13 protein-coding genes, 2 tRNA genes, 2 rRNA genes and 1 pseudogene are annotated in these 18503 nt (G+C 41.9%); 12 read left to right on the plus strand and 6 right to left on the minus strand.

What is annotated here, in order from left to right; translation table 11 throughout:
- Positions 1 to 116 precede the first annotated feature (116 nt).
- Both AC0J5Y_RS02980 and rrf read left to right on the plus strand, forming a co-directional pair.
- Positions 117 to 2978 (plus strand): 23S ribosomal RNA (locus tag AC0J5Y_RS02980).
- 180 nt (positions 2979 to 3158) lie between these two features.
- Positions 3159 to 3272 (plus strand): 5S ribosomal RNA (gene rrf / locus AC0J5Y_RS02985).
- A 78-nt stretch (positions 3273 to 3350) separates the two neighbouring features.
- Here rrf and AC0J5Y_RS02990 read toward each other — a convergent pair.
- The 3 genes from AC0J5Y_RS02990 to AC0J5Y_RS03000 all read right to left on the minus strand — a co-directional run bounded on the left by AC0J5Y_RS02990 (position 3351) and on the right by AC0J5Y_RS03000 (position 4584).
- Positions 3351 to 3797, minus strand: a complete 447-nt coding sequence (locus AC0J5Y_RS02990) for a DDE-type integrase/transposase/recombinase (protein ID WP_475131448.1) — start codon at positions 3795 to 3797, stop codon at positions 3351 to 3353.
- Complete coding sequence (locus AC0J5Y_RS02995; protein ID WP_475131449.1) at positions 3791 to 4147, minus strand: IS3 family transposase; 357 nt, start codon at positions 4145 to 4147, stop codon at positions 3791 to 3793. Before AC0J5Y_RS02995 ends, AC0J5Y_RS02990 begins: the two co-directional genes overlap by 7 nt.
- A 161-nt stretch (positions 4148 to 4308) precedes the next feature.
- Positions 4309 to 4584, minus strand: coding sequence for a transposase (locus tag AC0J5Y_RS03000; protein ID WP_475131450.1), 276 nt, complete (start codon positions 4582 to 4584; stop codon positions 4309 to 4311).
- Positions 4585 to 5141: 557 nt separating this feature from the next.
- Between AC0J5Y_RS03000 and AC0J5Y_RS03005 the strand changes: the two genes are divergently transcribed.
- From AC0J5Y_RS03005 to AC0J5Y_RS03040, 8 genes and pseudogenes are all read left to right on the plus strand, one after another.
- Entirely contained in the window at positions 5142 to 5675 is a 534-nt protein-coding gene (locus tag AC0J5Y_RS03005) for a fimbrial protein (protein ID WP_475131451.1), read from the plus strand.
- A 77-nt stretch (positions 5676 to 5752) separates the two neighbouring features.
- The gene (locus AC0J5Y_RS03010; protein WP_475131452.1) at positions 5753 to 6478 is read left to right on the plus strand and encodes a fimbrial biogenesis chaperone; all 726 of its coding nucleotides are present in this window, start codon (positions 5753 to 5755) and stop codon (positions 6476 to 6478) included.
- A gap of 69 nt (positions 6479 to 6547) precedes the next feature.
- A complete protein-coding gene (locus AC0J5Y_RS03015) occupies positions 6548 to 9103 on the plus strand; it encodes a fimbria/pilus outer membrane usher protein (RefSeq protein ID WP_475131453.1) in 2556 nt (851 codons plus the stop codon).
- Positions 9100 to 10134 (plus strand): fimbrial protein, encoded by a 1035-nt coding sequence (locus AC0J5Y_RS03020; protein ID WP_475132064.1) that lies wholly within the window; start codon positions 9100 to 9102, stop codon positions 10132 to 10134. The genes AC0J5Y_RS03015 and AC0J5Y_RS03020 overlap by 4 nt, the downstream gene beginning before the upstream one ends.
- 398 nt (positions 10135 to 10532) lie before the next feature.
- Positions 10533 to 10781, plus strand: a complete 249-nt coding sequence (locus AC0J5Y_RS03025; RefSeq protein WP_475131454.1) for a hypothetical protein — start codon at positions 10533 to 10535, stop codon at positions 10779 to 10781.
- Between the two features lie 200 nt (positions 10782 to 10981).
- Positions 10982 to 11865 (plus strand): annotated as a pseudogene (locus tag AC0J5Y_RS03030) (IS3 family transposase).
- Positions 11866 to 12007: 142 nt separating this feature from the next.
- Positions 12008 to 12472, plus strand: coding sequence for a flavodoxin family protein (locus tag AC0J5Y_RS03035; protein WP_475131455.1), 465 nt, complete (start codon positions 12008 to 12010; stop codon positions 12470 to 12472).
- Positions 12473 to 12543: 71 nt separating this feature from the next.
- The gene (locus tag AC0J5Y_RS03040) at positions 12544 to 13197 is read left to right on the plus strand and encodes a DUF938 domain-containing protein (RefSeq protein ID WP_475131456.1); all 654 of its coding nucleotides are present in this window, start codon (positions 12544 to 12546) and stop codon (positions 13195 to 13197) included.
- Positions 13198 to 13299: 102 nt separating this feature from the next.
- Here AC0J5Y_RS03040 and AC0J5Y_RS03045 read toward each other — a convergent pair whose 3' ends face one another.
- On the minus strand, positions 13300 to 14097 hold the full coding sequence (locus tag AC0J5Y_RS03045; protein WP_475131457.1) for a dienelactone hydrolase family protein: 798 nt from the start codon (positions 14095 to 14097) through the stop codon (positions 13300 to 13302).
- Positions 14098 to 14542: 445 nt separating this feature from the next.
- On the opposite strand from AC0J5Y_RS03045, the gene AC0J5Y_RS03050 reads away from it, so the two are divergent.
- Entirely contained in the window at positions 14543 to 16630 is a 2088-nt protein-coding gene (locus AC0J5Y_RS03050) for a catalase (protein WP_475131458.1), read from the plus strand.
- 404 nt (positions 16631 to 17034) lie between these two features.
- Positions 17035 to 17817, plus strand: coding sequence for an MBL fold metallo-hydrolase (locus tag AC0J5Y_RS03055; RefSeq protein WP_475131459.1), 783 nt, complete (start codon positions 17035 to 17037; stop codon positions 17815 to 17817).
- Positions 17818 to 17873: 56 nt separating this feature from the next.
- Here AC0J5Y_RS03055 and AC0J5Y_RS03060 read toward each other — a convergent pair.
- Both AC0J5Y_RS03060 and AC0J5Y_RS03065 read right to left on the minus strand, forming a co-directional pair.
- A tRNA-Lys gene (locus AC0J5Y_RS03060) sits at positions 17874 to 17949 on the minus strand.
- A 156-nt stretch (positions 17950 to 18105) separates the two neighbouring features.
- Positions 18106 to 18181 (minus strand) — tRNA-Lys (locus AC0J5Y_RS03065).
- Positions 18182 to 18503: the final 322 nt, after the last annotated feature.

Consider the following 18503-nt stretch of genomic DNA (forward strand, 5'->3'; position numbering starts at 1 on the left):
GGTTGATTGCTAAAAAAGTAAAGAGAACTGAATCAAGCGTATAAAATTAGGTGATATCGTTATCATAATTAGACTTATATAACACTTTGAAGTCGAAAGACTACTTGGGGTTGTATGGTCAAGTAATGAAGCGCACATGGTGGATGCCTTGGCAGTCAGAGGCGATGAAAGACGTGACAGCCTGCGATAAGCTTCGGGGAGGCGGCAATATCCTGTGATCCGGAGATTTCTGAATGGGGAAACCCACCTAGCATAAGCTAGGTATCTTGTACTTGTACAAGAGGCAAACGAGGGGAAGTGAAACATCTCAGTACCCTTAGGAAAAGACATCAAATGAGATTCCCCAAGTAGCGGCGAGCGAACGGGGAGAAGCCGATTAATGCTAATGTAGAAGAACAGCGTGGGAAAGCTGACCGTAGTAGGTGATAGTCCTGTATTCGAAACATTAGCGTTAACATATTAAGTAGGGCGGGACACGAGAAATCCTGTTTGAAGATGGGGGGACCATCCTCCAAGGCTAAATACTCCTGACTGACCGATAGTGAACCAGTACCGTGAGGGAAAGGCGAAAAGAACCCCTGTGAGGGGAGTGAAATAGAACCTGAAACCGTGTGCGTACAAGCAGTAGGAGCCTCAATTTATTGGGGTGACTGCGTACCTTTTGTATAATGGGTCAGCGACTTATGTTCTGTAGCAAGGTTAACCGTTTAGGGGAGCCGTAGGGAAACCGAGTCTTAATAGGGCGTTTAGTTGCAGGGCATAGACCCGAAACCGAGTGATCTATCCATGAGCAGGTTGAAAGTGTCGTAACAGACACCGGAGGACCGAACCCACTATCGTTGAAAAGCTAGGGGATGACTTGTGGATAGGGGTGAAAGGCTAATCAAACTCGGTGATAGCTGGTTCTCCCCGAAAGCTATTTAGGTAGCGCCTCGGACGAACACCATTGGGGGTAGAGCACTGTTTCGGCTAGGGGGTCATACCGACTTACCAAACCGATGCAAACTCCGAATACCGATGAGTGATATCCGGGAGACACACAGTGGGTGCTAACGTCCATTGTGGAGAGGGAAACAACCCAGACCGCCAGCTAAGGCCCCAAATTCCTAGTTAAGTGGGAAACGAGGTGGGAAGGCATAGACAGCTAGGAGGTTGGCTTAGAAGCAGCCATCCTTTAAAGAAAGCGTAATAGCTCACTAGTCGAGTCGGCCCGCGCGGAAGATGTAACGGGGCTCAAACTAGGAGCCGAAGCTGCGGATTTGAATTTGTTTTCAAGTGGTAGGGGAGCGTTGTGTAAGCCTGTGAAGGTGTGTCGTAAGGCATGCTGGAGGTATCACAAGAGCGAATGCTGACGTGAGTAACGATAATGCGAGTGAAAAGCTCGCACGCCGGAAGATCAAGGGTTCCAGTCCAACGTTAATCGGGGCTGGGTGAGTCGACCCCTAAGGCGAGGCCGAAAGGCGTAGTCGATGGGAAATCGGTTAATATTCCGATACTTGTTTATAATGCGATGGAGGGACGGAGTAGGTTATGTCAGCCTGGCGTTGGTTGTCCAGGTGAAAGGATGTAGGCAGACAGTTTAGGCAAATCCGGACTGTCATTATGCTGAGATCTGATAGCAAGCTGTACTTGTACAGCGAAGTGGCAAATACCATGCTTCCAGGAAAAGCTTCTAAGCTATAGTTATAAACGAATCGTACCCTAAACCGACACAGGTGATCAGGTAGAGAATACCAAGGCGCTTGAGAGAACTCTGCTGAAGGAACTAGGCAAAATGGTACCGTAACTTCGGGAGAAGGTACGCTGCCGATGGTGATAGGACTTGCTCCTTGAGCTGTTGGCAGTCGCAGATACCAGGCTGCTGCAACTGTTTATTAAAAACACAGCACTCTGCAAACACGAAAGTGGACGTATAGGGTGTGATGTCTGCCCGGTGCTGGAAGGTTAATTGATGGGGTTAGCGTAAGCGAAGCTCTTGATCGAAGCCCCAGTAAACGGCGGCCGTAACTATAACGGTCCTAAGGTAGCGAAATTCCTTGTCGGGTAAGTTCCGACCTGCACGAATGACATAATGATGGCAGCGCTGTCTCCAGCAGAGACTCAGTGAAATCGAAATCGCAGTGAAGATGCTGTGTACCCGCGGCTAGACGGAAAGACCCCGTGAACCTTTACTACAGCTTTACATTGAACTTTGACCTGACTTGTGCAGGATAGGTGGGAGGCTTTGAAGCCGAGACGCTAGTCTCGGTGGAGCCAATCTTGAAATACCACCCTGGTCATGTTGGGGTTCTAACTCAGGTATAACAATACCGAGGACAATGTATGGTGGGTAGTTTGACTGGGGCGGTCTCCTCCTAAAGAGTAACGGAGGAGTACGAAGGTGCGCTCAGACCGGTCGGAAATCGGTCGTAGAGTATAAAGGCAAAAGCGCGCTTAACTGCGAGACCCACAAGTCGAGCAGGTACGAAAGTAGGTCTTAGTGATCCGGTGGTTCTGTATGGAAGGGCCATCGCTCAACGGATAAAAGGTACTCTGGGGATAACAGGCTGATACCGCCCAAGAGTTCATATCGACGGCGGTGTTTGGCACCTCGATGTCGGCTCATCTCATCCTAGGGCTGAAGCAGGTCCTAAGGGTATGGCTGTTCGCCATTTAAAGAGGTACGCGAGCTGGGTTTAGAACGTCGTGAGACAGTTCGGTCCCTATCTACCGTGGGCGTTGGAAATTTGAGAGGATCTGCTCCTAGTACGAGAGGACCAGAGTGGACGAACCTCTGGTGTTCGGGTTGTCACGCCAGTGGCATTGCCCGGTAGCTACGTTCGGATGGGATAATCGCTGAAAGCATCTAAGCGAGAAGCCCACCTCAAGATTAGATTTCCCTAAAGAGCCGTTGAAGACTACGACGTTGATAGGCAGGGTGTGGAAGTGCAGCGATGCATGTAGCTAACCTGTACTAATTGCTCGTTTGGCTTGACCATACAACACCCAAGTGGTTTGTATCAAAGCTCTAATTAATCTATCTTGTAAAGCGAAAGCTTTAGAATATATATATTTCGATATCACCTTTAACCTTGATTCAGTGAGGTTACAAGTTGGTCGATGACAAGCTAAAACTTGACGTCATAATAACAACTACAGACTCATATCTAACCCCCTTTGCTGACGACAATAGCAAGACGGAACCACCTGATCCCTTCCCGAACTCAGAAGTGAAACGTCTTTGCGCCAATGGTAGTGTGGTTCGCCCATGTGAGAGTAGGTCATCGTCAGCTCTCTATTCCTAGACAACCCCCCTTCGCGAAAGCGATGGGGGGTTTTCTTTGCCTGATGGTTGGGGTTGTAGTGGTCAACTAATTTAGGACAGCTGATAAGAGGTTTTTGTTAAAGTAGAGTTTCTCTTTTTCTAGCGGTGTTAAATATTCATTAAACCGGTGTGGTCTCACTGACTGATAATAGCCCCAAATATAATCAATAATGGCAGTCCGAGCTTCAGCAATATCCTCATAACCGCCTTTTGGCATCCACTCTGTTTTAAAGCTTCTGAAGAACCTTTCAGTTGGCGCGTTGTCCCAACAGTTACCTTTTCGGCTCATGCTCTGCTTCATGCCGTCACAACTAGCAACGGACTCAGCGAATTTCTTACTGGTGTAATGGGTACCTTGATCAGAATGAAACAGCACTCCAATTGGCTGTAAGCGCGTCTGATATGCCATCTGCAGCGCTTTGGTTGTCAGCATACTGTCAGGCGAATCTGACACGGCAAAGCCCACCACACGCCGAGCATACAAATCTAACACCAGCTGCCTTTAATGCGAATATAAGTGACATCACCTGTCCAGACTTGATTGGGCGCTGTGGGGCTAAAGTTACGGTTCAATAGGTTTTCATGGGTTGTATGCGCCTCATCACAGTGCTTATATTTGTGCGTTTTCAATTGACAGCTTTTAAGCCCCATCTGCGCCATAATCTTAGCTGCCATATAACGGGTCAGCTTGATGTTATGCTCATTCATGAGTATGGCAGCAATGCTGCGAGCGCCTGCTGATCGCTTTGAGTCGTTAAGTATTTGGCGTATTAAGGCTTTGGTTTTGATAGTGTCAAGGCTAATTAACTTGGGCTTTACTCCGTAGTAGTAACTGCTTTTCATCACCCCAAACAGCTTGCATAAAAGGCTTTTACTGGCCTGTTTGTCCTGCTCTGCAAGCCTGCTTATCAGCGATAGCCGTTCAGGCTGTCCAAGGCCAGCAGAGCAGAAGCCTCACTTGAGCATAGCTCTCGTCTTGCGTCGGGACGAAGCAGTGCTTCGTTTTATCCCTCCTCATTTAAGATGTCGCGCTCCATAGTGAGTCGCTTAACTTGTTTGCGCAATTCTTGTAGCTCGCGCTGTTCATCCGTTAAAGCGTTGCCGACTTTAGGTGCTTGACCCTTTATTTCTTGACGGTACTGACTCAGCCATTTCTGCAGGGTAGATTTGCCAATACCCAGTGAGTTTGCCACATCTGGTATTTTACGTTTGTGATCAGTGACTAAGCTGATGGCTTCTAATTTGAATTCTCGGGTATATTGATTGCGTTTGTTGGTCATACTAGTTTCCTTCTTTGGGTTAGTATAGCCTCTTATGCGCTGTCCAGTTTTATCGTTCCACTACAGACGGGATTTATCACAAACTTGCTGTCAGGTTTGATTGCTTATTGTTGGTTTCCCTATAAACCCACTATTAAAAATATGACTTTGTAGGATTAAGTAGATACATCATAAGTTTTATCAATAACTTACGATGTGGGTTATCCCGAATTGGGATTATTAAAAGACTTGTTTTGATGGTTCCTCTAGGTTATATCCATGAGTAGTTCGAAGAGAATTTATTTTGTACACATTATTCTTATCTCGTCAATAAAATATAGGATGAACGGTATATTTGAAGGTTTAAACGGTTTTTTTTAAACTCTTTTGTTTTACTTTTGTTTATTAAAATCTAGAAAAAATATTTATTTCTAATAGAATAATAAAATTTTACCTTTATTATCAAATACTTAAAAATTTATAGGATGTTACAGAAAATACTAATGTTTACTTATTTTATTTTATTATGTAAAATACTGCGATTTAGAATTACAAATATATTTCCTAGGGTAATAATTATGAAAAAAGCTTTATTAGCAATTCCATTATTCGTATTAGCAACTTCTACTACGTTTGCAGCTGACGGTACTATTACCATTAATGGTCAAGTGACAGATAAAACTTGTACGGTTAATAGTGTACAAGGCAAAGATTTTACAGTCACACTTCCTACGGTTTCTCAGCAAGTATTAAAAAATGCTGGTGATGTTGCAGGGCGCACGCCATTCACTATCAACCTGACTGATTGTACAGCTGGTAGTAAAGTTGCGACTTATTTTGAGCCAGGTGCAACTGTTGATTTCAATACTGGTCGTTTAAATAATGCGACTGGAACCGCTACTAACGTTCAAGTCCAATTGCTCGGTTCAAACAATACGGTTATTCCAGTATTAGCTGCAGGCGCTGGTGGCGTTCAGACTAACTCACAGTTAGTAGATGTAAGTGGTGCTGGTTCAGCAGATCTTAATTACTATGCGCAATACTATGCTACTGGTGCTTCAACTCCTGGTAGCGTTGCAACCACTGTGAAATATACAATTATTTATCAGTAATCTTTTACTAGATTGATAAGAGCTAGGAGAAGTATCAGGCCTAGCTCTTTTTTTTAATTTTAGGTAGAGAGAAATCTATGTCTGTAAAACAGCTATTTTATAAAATCTGTTTAATCACACTTCTAACACCTATCAGTTTAGTTCATGCAGAAATTATTATTCATGGTACACGTGCGGTTTATCCTTCTGATGCACGTGAGGTTACGCTGCAATTAAGTAATGATGGAAAAAGCCCATCTTTGGTTCAAGCATGGATTGATGAAGGTGACCCAAGTTCAACCCCCGATCAATCAAAAGCGCCTTTTATTCTCACTCCTCCTATTTCACGTGTGGAGGGGCAAAAAAGTCAATTTATACGTATTACCAGTTTGCCAACCGTGAATACCCTAAGTAAAACAGAAGAAAGCTTGTTTTGGTTAAACGTGTTAGACATACCCCCAAAACCTTCAGCACAAGACAAAACAGCAGCTCCTGATAATTTCTTACAATTGGCTGTTCGCTCACGTATCAAGTTGTTTTATCGTCCTAGTGGTATAAAACAAGATGTTGTTCTAGCTCCTGAAAAAATTCAGTGGAGCAGTACAGGCTCTAATCTACTAGCCAAAAATCCAACCCCTTTTTATATAACAATCACCTCTATTACCCAAGATAACGCAGGTAAAACCATTGATATTTTGTCAGAAGGATTGATGCTAAAGCCTTTTTCTGAACAGAGTGTTTTATTAAAAAGTCCTAATACGCAGAATATGACGTTTACCACTATTAATGATTATGGCGGAAGAGTGAATCATAAGGTTAAGTAAGTCTTGTTCTTGATATATAAGGTTACGTAACCCACAAACCGATTAGATTTTCAATAGAATGGCCATGCTATGAAAAATACCTTACATAATTACAAGAATGTTAAACGATATCTTAGATGTTGCTTGGTTTATGGGGTCATTTTTTTTAGTATATCAACATTGGCGTCAGCTGATGATATTGAGAAAGAACCTACTGGAAAAACAGCTGAATTTAACTCAGATTTCCTAATCGGCGATGCCAAAAATATTGATATTAAGCGCTTCACGTATGGTAATGCGATCTTACCAGGATATTACAATGTAGATGTCTATATCAATGGTAACTGGTTCGGTAAGCATCAAATAACGTTTAAGAGTACGGAAGATAACAAAAGTGCATATACCTGCTTTTCTTCAAAACAACTACTTGAATACGGTATAAAAGCAAAAATCATTAAAGAAAGACTGGCAATAAATAGTAAAAATTGTCAGCAGTTGGGCGAATGGGTTCAGGATTCTTTTTATGAGTTTGACGCCTCAAAGTTAAGATTTGATATCTCGATTCCACAAATTGCTATGGAAAGAAATGCGCAAGGGTATGTTGATCCTAGTGTTTGGGATCGTGGTATTGATGCTACATTTGTCTCTTACAATGCGAGCACCTATAAAACTTATAGTAAAACGGAAAATAGTGAAGACAATACCAATGCGTTTGTATCATTAAATACAGGTGCAAATTTTGCAGATTGGCAATTTCGTCACAATGGTCAGTGGAAGTGGGAAGATAAGACAAAGAGCAAAGACACTCAATCAACTTATGACGCTATTAGTACTTATGCTCAGCGAGCTTTTCCTCAGTATAGAGGCGTATTGACGCTTGGTGATAGCTTTACCAATGGCGAGATATTCAACTCCTTTGGTTATCGCGGCGCAGAATTTTCCAGTGATGACCGCATGCTTCCTAATAGTATGCTCGGCTATGCACCAAGAATCCGTGGTAATGCTAAAACCAATGCTAAAGTTGAAATTCGTCAGCAGGGTCAACTAATTTATCAAACTACGGTCGCTGCTGGAAGCTTTGAGATGAATGACTTATACCCTACCGGTTATGGTGGAGAGCTAGAAGTCTCTATTTTAGAAGCCAATGGTGATATTCAGAAATACTCAATCCCTTATGCGTCAGTAGCACAAATGTTACGTCCAGGTATGAGTCGTTATTCAGTCATGACGGGGCAATTTCGTGACGCTGATAGTGATATGGATCCGTTTATTGTACAGGCACAATATCAACGTGGCGTTAATAACCGTATAACAGCTTATGGTGGCTTCCAAGGATCAGAAGATTATACAGCGTTGACGTTAGGTAGTGCATTTGCCACACCAATAGGTGCAGTGGCTTTAGATATGACGCACTCTGAAGCGAGTTTTGATCGTCGTGAGAAAGAAAAAGGTCAAAGTTATCGCCTCAGTTATAGCAAGCTCATTACACCAACAGACACCAATTTAACCTTGGCTGCGTATCGTTATTCAACCGAAAATTATTATAATTTGCGTGATGCCTTACTGGCTCAAGAACTAGAAAAAAATGGGGTGGGCTCTAGTTTTTTTGGTAAACAACGCAGCGAGTTCCAAGTAACTTTAAATCAAGGACTACCTAACGATTGGGGGAATCTCTATGCAACTGGTTCTTGGATAGATTACTGGGATCGTCAAGAGGTTTCCAAGCAATATCAGGTCGGTTATAGTAATAATTACCGTAATCTAAACTATGGCGTTTCAGCCATTAGAAGAGTGGTAGAAAATAATGCGACAAGTCAAAGTGAGAATGACACTGAGTATATGCTAACGCTATCGCTACCCCTTTCATTCAAACGCAATGCTATCAACATAAATTCAGCTCATACTCAGGATAATACTACCGTTGGTATAAGTGGCGTGGTTGGTGATCGTTTGAACTATGGCGCTTCTGTATCAACAGACTATAAAGACAGCTCAAGTTTAAATACCAATGCACAATACCGTACCAACTTTACTACGCTAGGCGGCTCATACAGCACCTCAGATCATTACAAGCAAGTGTCATTAACAGCGAGGGGCAATATTGTTGCTCACTCTGACGGTGTGCTTTTTGGCCCTGAACAAGGTCAAACGATGGTCTTAGTCTATGCACCTGATGCTACAGGCGCGAAAGTAAGCCATACCAATGGTTTGACCATTAATAAGGCAGGTTATGCTGTAATTCCCTACGTGACGCCTTATCGTTTAAATGAAATTGTTTTGAATCCTGAAGGCATGTCTTTAGATGTAGAGTTAGAAGGTAACAGTCAGCGCATTGCGCCCTATGCTGGATCAATCTCTAAGGTTAATTTTACTACCAAATCAGGCAAAGCGTTATATATTCGAAGTTTAAATACCAAAGGTGAGACATTGCCTTTTGCGTCTGAAGTATTTGATTCAAACGGAGAGTATGTAGGCATGGTTGCTCAAGGCAGCTTAGTCTATCTACGCACAAATACTTTGGCTGATACAGTGACGGTAAAGTGGGGAGAGGCACAAGATGCGCAATGCAAGGTACAATATGATGTCACCGCTCAGTCATCACAGAGTGAGAAAAATATACTGATGTTAGAAGGTTTATGCCAATGAGTTCCAGAGTATTAAATAGTTTTTTCCTGCTAACAGGCTGCATTTTAAGCTCAGAGGGATATGCAAGGTGTACAGCCGACTGGGGTTTTGTAACTGTTGATATCAGTATGAATGTAGGCAGAGTGGTTGTTAGACCGAGCGATCCCGTTGGGAAGGTATTGCAACGTGCCTCGTTTCCCATTATGCCTAATGGTTCCAAGATTAGTTGCAATATTTTTGGAGGGACAATACAAGCTGTTCTTTCGCAAAACCCTTCGCTAAGCTCTGCAGGCGGTGATTCTGTATATAACACCAATATTAACGGTATAGGAATTCGTTTATATAGAGACGCTGGAAATGGCTCAGACTTTTCCGGCTATTATCCCTATAGCAGACCTTTGGAAGGCGGTACGTTGCTAGGAGATAAGACCTACACACTAGGAGAAGGTTTTTTCGTTGTTGAGATCGTTAAAACAGCAGCCTCGACAGGATCGGGTGCTCTGACTGCAGGTAGGTACAGTAGTTATCACTCGCGTGACGATGTAAGCAAGCCTTTTTTGACCAGTACAGTATATGCTAATGCCATTACGATCGCTTCATCCTCATGTGAGCTTTTAGGAGAGGTTAATAAAACTGTGCAATTACCTACTGTCAATAAATCTGGATTTAAAGGGGTAGGCTCTACGCAAGGTACTCAGGCTTTCGACCTAAATTTCTTGTGTAATGGTGGCGAAAACCAAACAGCCTATGAAGAAAGCAATAAAATCAGTTTGAATTTTGATTATACAGTAGCGGCTAATACGACTAATACTCTGGCAAATAACGCACCTGTATCAACACGAGCAGGCGGAGTTGGCATTCAGCTGAAAACGAATTATAACAATGTAAGTAAAGTAATTTTAAAAAATGAAAAGCTTGAATTAGGAACCGTTAAATCGAATCAAAACATTCAATACAATGTTCCTTTAAATGCAAGTTATTATCAAACGGATTCCATTATTACCCCAGGAAAAGTTAGCTCGGTGGCGACGGTAACTATTCAATATGATTAATTTACATCATCAAAGCTCATATTTTTAGTGAATGATGGCTAGGCCCATAACGGGCGTTATGACAAATAAACTGCCATCTGTTCACCCATTTCTTAAAGCGTTTCTCTATTTAGTTCTCGCTCAGCACCAACTATCGATTTGAAAATATCTGTTGTGATACCCTACATCGATTGCAGCTTCTCTTTGACTTAATATCCGCTATATGTATATTCAGAAGATTTTGGATTGTAATAAAGAAAAGTATCTAGCGTTAGACCCTACGCCAGGATGAATTTTGTCCACTACACCAAAATATACCAAAGTGCGCTGTTATTTCCAAAAAAGTTTATAAGAACTACGTATAAACCAGACTTTATTTTGGTATAATACCAGATTCTATTAGAGGAGCTAATAAGACAATGAAAGAGGATATGCAACTAACAGTTTATGAGCTAGGTTTAATAAGAAATTCTTTGCGGGAACGTGTAGTCACATTAGAGGACTACAGAGCAGTGTACCTGGATAAAGATAAAGATGATGTCAATGAGAAAGCCGAGATGAGTATTAATATAGATTCTTTCAAACTAGAACTAAATGAGTTGAAAGATAAAATAGATAGAATATCGGAGGCGCAAATAAATAATGTAAGCCTACAAGATAGTCAGTAGGCAGCGAGCCTTTCCCGAACTCTATGAACCGCCCCGGGATTGTCGGAGACTCAACTTTCTGAGAGAATACGACAATGAAAAGACGAAACTATACACCCGAAATTAAAGAACGCGCCGTTCGCATGGTAATCCCCCCCCTAATAAATAAGAACACTTACAAATAGAGATTAACTGCTAAAATACATCAGCAGGAGAATCCCATGAAAAAGACCCGCTTTAGCGACAACCAAATCGTCAACATCTTGAAACAAGCCGAGCAAGGCGTCCCTATCACCGAGCTTTGCCGTGAGCATAATATTAGTCAAAGCACCTTTTACAACTGGCGATCTAAATATGGTGGTATGGACGCCACACTTATCAGCCGTCTTAAAGAGCTTGAAGTTGAAAATGCCCGCTTAAAGAAGATGTACGCTGATGAATGTCTTAAATCCGACATCCTACAGGATGCCATGTCAAAAAAGTGGTAGCGCCATCAGGGCGCAAAGTACTGGCTTGTCACTATATTGAAGCGCGTTGCATTTACTGTAAGCTTGAGTTGAATCTGAGAATCAAACCTCGTCGCCGTATAAAGTGTGCTAAACCACAACCCTTAGCTGTACCTGATAGCATCAATCAAAGCTGGAGTATGGATTTCATGCATGATGCTTTGACCGATGGCCGTGCCTTTAGACTGTTTAACGTCATTGATGATTACAACCGTGAGGCCCTAACCGTTGAGATTGACTTCTCACTACCGGCGCAAAGAGTCATACGTAGTCTGAAGCAGCTCATTGAGTATCGAGGCAAGCCTATGCAAATAAGGTGTGATAACGGCCCTGAATACATCAGTAATGCGCTCAAAGACTGGGCACTAGAACAAAACATTCTCTTGAGCTATATTGAGCCTGGCAATCCACAGCAAAATGCTTATGTTGAGCGCTACAACAGAACGATGAGATATGATTGGTTAAACCAAGAGCTGTTTGATAATCTAGAGCAAGTCAGACAGCAAGCAGAAAACTGGTTATATCATTACAACCATGAACGTCCGAACATGGGCAATGGCGGTTTTACGCCAATACAAAAACTCAATCAGGCAGCTTAATTCTATTTATTAGGTGTCTTAAGTTTGGGAGGGTTACACTGCTGGTATATTTTAGCAGCTAATCTCTATTTATGACTCTTCTTATTTATTGGGGGATTGCCACATTATTCAAAAACCAGTAACCTCTATAAGGATGATTGATATGGCTAACAAAACTTTACTGATCGTTGCGCATGCGCCATCGCCTAATACCAAAAAATTGGCACAAGCGGCTTATGACGGTGCCAATCATCCTGATATAGACATCGATGTCATATTCAAATCTCCCCAAGATACCCAGCCTGAGGATGTGCTGGCAGCCGATGCGCTATTACTAGGGACGACTGAGAACTTGGCTTATATGGCAGGTCTGACCAAAGACTTCTTTGATCGCTGTTATTATCCGGTGTTAGAGAAGAAACAAGGTATGCCATTTGCCTTATATATTCGTGCAGGTCATGATGGTACGGGCACCAAGCTTGCGCTGAAGACGATTACCACCGGACTGCGTTGGGAGTGGACTCAAGAAGCGCTGATATTGCAAGGCGATTGGCAAGAGGAATTCACTAAGCAAGTCGAAGAGCTTGCTATGACACTAGCAGCTGGGGTAGAAGCGGGTATTTATTAGTCTTTAATGCTTTTTTGTAGTCATTATTCCTATCATAGCTGTGACAGTGTAGACCTATAAGGATATGAGCCGTGTTTAATAATGATTCAAATAATACTCAGTCTATCGCTCCCGTTGGTATGCCGTTTTCTCAAGCCTGTGAAAATAATAAGCAGCCAATTTTGCATATTTTACAGCAAGAGTTGAAAAATTCTACCTATGTATTGGAAGTGGGTTCAGGGACGGGTCAGCATAGCGTATATTTTGCACCGAGATTAGCTCATTTAATATGGCAGACCAGTGATATATTAGCGCATCATGCCACTATCAATGCTTGGCATGCTGCTCATCCTGCGCCAAATCTATATGCGCCACTATCTTTTGATTTGTCAGTCGATCCATTACCGATTAGTCTTGCTAGCAATCAGCCCTATGATGCGGTATTTACCGCCAACATCCTGCATATTATCTCATGGTCTTTGGTGGAAAAATTGTTTGAGTTAGTAGGTAATGCTTTACCTATCAATGGAAAATTAATCGTTTATGGACCTTTTAATGAAAACGGGTATTACACCAGTACCGGTAATCAGCAATTTGATATCAGTCTACGACAACGCGACGCAAAGAGCGGTATTCGTCATTTAGAAAACATAATAGCTTTGGCAAAAACACATCATCTAAAACTATCTGATAAATATGCGATGCCTGCTAATAACCAGCTATTGGTATTTCAAAAAATTAGATAACGAATCTTTGGCATAAAAAGACCTCTTAATCGATCGTTATAAGATCTTGATTGAGAGGTCTTTTTTATTTACAGCTGTTTATGTTGGTTGCATACAATAAAACTATTTATAGGCTTCTGCTAAAAAATCTAAATAACGCTGCCAAGAACGCTCATCAGCGCGCGCATCGTATCTATCGCTGCCAAACACGCTAAAGGCATGGGGCGCACCGCTATATGTAATCATTTCATGGGGCACTTTTGCCGTTTCTAACGTCTTACCCAAAGTCGCAAAGCTCTCTAAGGAGACGGACTCATCTGCAGAGCCATGAAATACCAATATCTCGCCATTGGTTTTATCATAACTTTGACCTATGGGCGTATCAAAGGCACCATGGAAAGGCACAAAGGCTTTTTGCGGGAAGCCTGAGCGAGCGAGCTCTAAAGCAACCGTACCGCCAAAACAATAGCCCATCGTCACGCCTGTGCGTGCATTATTGCCTTGCGCTTGTCCGGCGTTCAATGCGCCTTGAAGTAAGCGGCGCATTTTGCTGCGATCGTCATATAGTGCACCGGTTAAGCGTTTATTGTCTTCAATAGTTGTCGGGCGGATACCTTTCCCAAACATATCAGCAGCCAGTACGTTATAGCCCTCATGTGCCAACATATCAGCGCGCTTACGCTCATAATCGGTGAGCCCATCCCAATCATGAATCAGTAAGATAAATGGCGCATTGGGTTTATCTGCTTTGGCGTAATAGCCCTCATAGGGTTGATTATCTACCGTATAAGTGATGTTTTTAGTGGTAATCGCTGCCGCCGTTTGGCTAAGTAGTAGTGCTGTTAATCCTACAGAGGCGCCGTATAGTAAATTTTCACCATGGCGCTTAGATGGTTTGGTAGAAATGGATGTGAATGTCATAGGTAGCCTCATTGTGTTAGTTAAAAAATCTCAGTGAAAAATAGCGTATTTCAAAATCTATCTGCCCTTTTAACCCTAATGAGCAGACACCTATTACAGAATAGAGTAAAGAATAACAACATAACAACGCTATATTGTTAAAAATAATGAATGTTTCTATCGTTTATAAGTTTAACTAATGCCTGTTTTTCTTAACCAAATATCAACACGCTTAACCATATAATTGACATACCTGGGCAAAATTTTTGAGTAAGATAATTGTTGAGCTCAGCATTGCTATCTCAAGAGTGCTTGAATCAGTTTTTATCCTTAACCGTGCTACAACACAGAAACTAAACGGACATTTGAAGTCGCCACTATCGCTACGGATATAAAAACTGTGTTAGCACTTATTAAATGGTCTATTGGTAGCCCATTTTTACTCATCAGCTAGCTAGGATATTTTATGAATAAGAATATTGATCATACCGACCCCGCTAAAGACATGAATATGGAACGTGGCAATGGTGGTGAAACCCATCAACGTGCAGGTGATGACACCAAAGTACTGACTACCCAACAGGGTGTGCCAATTTCGGACAATCAAAATTCACTCAAAGCAGGACCGCGTGGTCCAACGCTATTAGAGGATTTTGTATTACGTGAAAAGATTCATCACTTTGACCATGAGCGTATCCCTGAGCGTATCGTCCATGCGCGTGGTAGTGCCGCACACGGTTATTTTGAGCTAACCGAATCATTAGAACAATATACCACGGCAAAGATCTTGACTGAGACTGGCAAACAAACCCCACTATTTACCCGTTTTTCGACCGTAGCTGGTAATAAAGGGTCAAAGGATACGCCTCGTGATGTACGCGGGTTTGCCGTAAAGATTTATACCGAAGAAGGTAACTGGGATATCGTCGGTAATAATATGCCGATTTTCTTTATCCAAGATGCCATAAAATTCCCTGATCTTATCCATGCGGTAAAACCCGAACCTGATCGCGGCTTTCCACAGGCGGCCTCTGCTCATGATACCTTTTGGGATTTTGTGTCGCTAAGTCCTGAGACCATGCATAACTTAATTTGGCTAATGAGTGATCGCGCGCTCCCACGTAGCCTACGGATGATTGAAGGCTTTGGTATTCATAGTTATCGCCTAATTAATAAGGAAGGTAAAAGTACTTTTGTACGCTTCCACTGGAAGCCAGTATTGGGCGTACAATCCACCACATGGGATGAAGCAGTGAAAATCTCAGGCGCGGATCCTGACTATCATCGCCGTGATTTGTTTGAATCGATTAATAACGGGGATTTCCCTGAATGGGAATTTGGTGTGCAGTTATTCACCGAAGATGAAGCCAATGAATTCCCATTCGATCATTTAGATGCGACCAAGCTGATTCCAGAGGAGCTGGTACCAGTCAAAGTAGTAGGTAAAATGGTGCTCAATCGTTATCCAGACAATTTCTTTGCCGAAACAGAACAAGTGGCTTTCTGTCCATCGCATCTACCACCTGGTATCGACTTTAGTAATGATCCTCTACTGCAAGGTCGTCTTTTCAGTTATTTAGACACTCAGTTGTCACGCTTAGGCTCACCGAATTTTGCACAAATTCCAATCAATGCACCTAAATGTCCGTTTGCTAATAATCAGCAAGATGGTCATATGCAGATGCAAGTGCCAAAAACGCGCGTGCTTTATGAGCCACAAAGTCTTGATCCTACCAGACCACGTGAGAGTGTGAAAAAAGGCTTTGCGTCTTTTGCTGAGACGCTAGATGATGGTGTTAAAGGTCGCGTGCGCGCTGAGAGCTTCGCGGATCATTATAGTCAGCCACGCATGTTCTATCGTAGCCAAACAACAATTGAACAAGCGCATATTGCATCAGCTTATGCTTTTGAGCTAGGTAAAGTAGATACAGCGCATGTCCGTAGTCGTACGCTTAGTCATCTACGTAATATCGATGAAGATTTGGCAAGTCGCGTCGCAAAAGCGTTGGGTATGGAGCTGCCGGAAGCTGCTGAATCTGCCGCACCTATTCAAGATATGGAAGTCTCTCCTGCCGTAAGAACCATTGGTCTGTCACCTAAGAGTTTAGAGGGTCGCATGATTGGTATTTTGGTAGCGGAAGGCTCAAAACATAGTGAAATAGAGAAGTACGAGAAGGCAGCGCAAGCGCAAGGTGCCAGTGTCAAAATTATTGCACCGAATAAAGAAGTCAAATTGGACGATGATACCATCATACAAGCTGATGAGCGCGTAGCAGGGGGTCCATCCGTGATGTTTGATGCCGTGGTTAGTATCATCATGCCTGATCAAGCTAAGACACTGGCTAAAGACAGTGCCACGTTAGATTGGTTCACCGACGCTTATGTGCACTGTAAAGCGATTTCTTATTGCGGGGCGACAGATGAGTTTATCTTAAGTAAACTACCGATTGAAAAAGATGCCTTTATCACACCACTATCTGATATGGACGTCTTTATTGAAAATGCCAAATCGCGCTTATGGGAACGTGAGCCAAAGGTTCGTGACTTAGCTTAATTTGGCTTAATATATTCGTATTTAAATCTCCAATAAAGAACTCAGCCACTGTGCTGAGTTTTTTTATGAGAATTTTTTATTCTTTAACCTAAATAATATAGTCAGGGAAAAGTAATATCGATACATCAAGTACTGCTGATATTAATTTTTCTTGCTTGCTGTGCCTACGCAGACAGAGGCTGCAAAAAATTTATACCAGCAGTACTGTAGCGTTTTTGAAATATTTTAACTATATTTAGTCACAAGCGTTCACTGAATATCACTTCTAAATCTTTATTGAACGTTATAATCATCAATCAGATTATTTAATAACATCAAGAATACGTTGGCTAAATATAGCCTTTGCTTTCATATATGGACATTTAAATGGCTAATATAAACGTTATATTAGATAAAGGGATATTATGAGTTTAGTAGATATCGTTGCGATAGAGGGATATATTCAGACAACGTATATGGCGATTTATCCTGACAAATTATTATTGTTAGATTCAGGATGTCGATGTGATGTCGATAAGATTTTAGCGTATATTACCGACACTTTAAAACGTCCAGTTAAGCAACTTAAGACCGTCATGGTCACGCATATGCATCCCGATCATGCGGGCGGCGCTAAGCTGTTGCAGCAAAAAACCGGCTGTCAGATAGTTACCGCAATGTCCGAAAAACCTTGGTATCATGGTGTTTTGGGTAGAATTGCCCATCTGAATGATTTGGGATTGACTTATTATGTCGCCAGTCGTCAAGGTAAGTCTATCACCAACGTCTGGTACCACCCCATTTTAAAAGCGGATGTCACTGTTCAAGATGGCGACCGTGTGCCAAATTTTGACGATTGGATCGTCTTAGGGACGCCAGGGCATACCGATCGAGACTTGTCTTTATGGCATCCGAAAAGCAAGCAGGCGTATACCGCCGATCTCATATTAATCATCAAAAATAGATTTGTCTCACCTTATTTAATTACCTTACCTGACGCTTATCGCGCGTCATTGAACAAGGTAAAAGCACTGCAACCAGACACTTTATTACTGGCACATGATAAAAGAGTGAAGCTTAGCGATAAAGACTTTGAAAAATTGATAGAACAGGCACCGAATGAACCACGCAAAACAACCCTACAAAATGGTTTTAAGCTCATGTTTGCACAAGTTAAATTTGCTCGTAAAAGAGTCGATACTCCTTAATGTAATAATACAAGCAAAAAAAAGCCCAATCATTAAATGATTGGGCTTTTCGAATATGGTGGGCCGACCGCGACTCGAACGCGGGACCAATTGATTAAAAGTCAACTGCTCTACCAACTGAGCTATCGGCCCTGAGAAGCGTTAAAAAATTGCATGACAATTTTAGCTTCGCAAGATAAATTTCCTTAAAAGAAAATTTATTAAAACTAGACATCAAAAAGGATGTCTTTAAACTTATTACACTACTACCGGATAGGGTAGCATACACAATAAGCATAATACTAAATATGGTGGGCCGACCGCGACTCGAACGCGGGACCAATTGATTAAAAGTCAACTGCTCTACCAACTGAGCTATCGGCCCTGAAGAGTATAAAAAAGCACTGCTTTTTAACTCTACAAGAGAAAATTCTTTTAATGGAATTTTCGGTAAGTTTAACGTCTTTATTTATCGACTGCTCAATATCAAAAGAGGCATCAAACTTGTTTCATATTTAGATAATTTGTATCTCTAAACGTGAGAGCACATTATATATATAATTAAGACAAATACAACCCCGAATCAGCAAAAAAGTTAAAAATCTTAGATAATAATGAATAATTTTTAACTTTGACCCTTATTTGGCTATCGAATCACTTATTATCGCGGATAGTTTGTTATTTTAAAAATGATTTTTAAAAATTTT

It is taken from the genome of Psychrobacter sp. TS_SC_6 (assembly GCF_056156305.1).

What these genes read in the sequence shown, in the direction of transcription:
- AC0J5Y_RS02995 (WP_475131449.1), bottom strand. Translation starts at nt 4,147, where the DNA reads ATGAAAAGCAGTTACTACTACGGAGTAAAGCCCAAGTTAATTAGCCTT.
- AC0J5Y_RS03000 (WP_475131450.1), bottom strand. Translation starts at nt 4,584, where the DNA reads ATGACCAACAAACGCAATCAATATACCCGAGAATTCAAATTAGAAGCC.
- AC0J5Y_RS03005 (WP_475131451.1), top strand. Translation starts at nt 5,142, where the DNA reads ATGAAAAAAGCTTTATTAGCAATTCCATTATTCGTATTAGCAACTTCT.
- AC0J5Y_RS03010 (WP_475131452.1), top strand. Translation starts at nt 5,753, where the DNA reads ATGTCTGTAAAACAGCTATTTTATAAAATCTGTTTAATCACACTTCTA.
- AC0J5Y_RS03015 (WP_475131453.1), top strand. Translation starts at nt 6,548, where the DNA reads ATGAAAAATACCTTACATAATTACAAGAATGTTAAACGATATCTTAGA.
- AC0J5Y_RS03020 (WP_475132064.1), top strand. Translation starts at nt 9,100, where the DNA reads ATGAGTTCCAGAGTATTAAATAGTTTTTTCCTGCTAACAGGCTGCATT.
- AC0J5Y_RS03025 (WP_475131454.1), top strand. Translation starts at nt 10,533, where the DNA reads ATGAAAGAGGATATGCAACTAACAGTTTATGAGCTAGGTTTAATAAGA.
- AC0J5Y_RS03035 (WP_475131455.1), top strand. Translation starts at nt 12,008, where the DNA reads ATGGCTAACAAAACTTTACTGATCGTTGCGCATGCGCCATCGCCTAAT.
- AC0J5Y_RS03045 (WP_475131457.1), bottom strand. Translation starts at nt 14,097, where the DNA reads ATGACATTCACATCCATTTCTACCAAACCATCTAAGCGCCATGGTGAA.
- AC0J5Y_RS03050 (WP_475131458.1), top strand. Translation starts at nt 14,543, where the DNA reads ATGAATAAGAATATTGATCATACCGACCCCGCTAAAGACATGAATATG.
- AC0J5Y_RS03055 (WP_475131459.1), top strand. Translation starts at nt 17,035, where the DNA reads ATGAGTTTAGTAGATATCGTTGCGATAGAGGGATATATTCAGACAACG.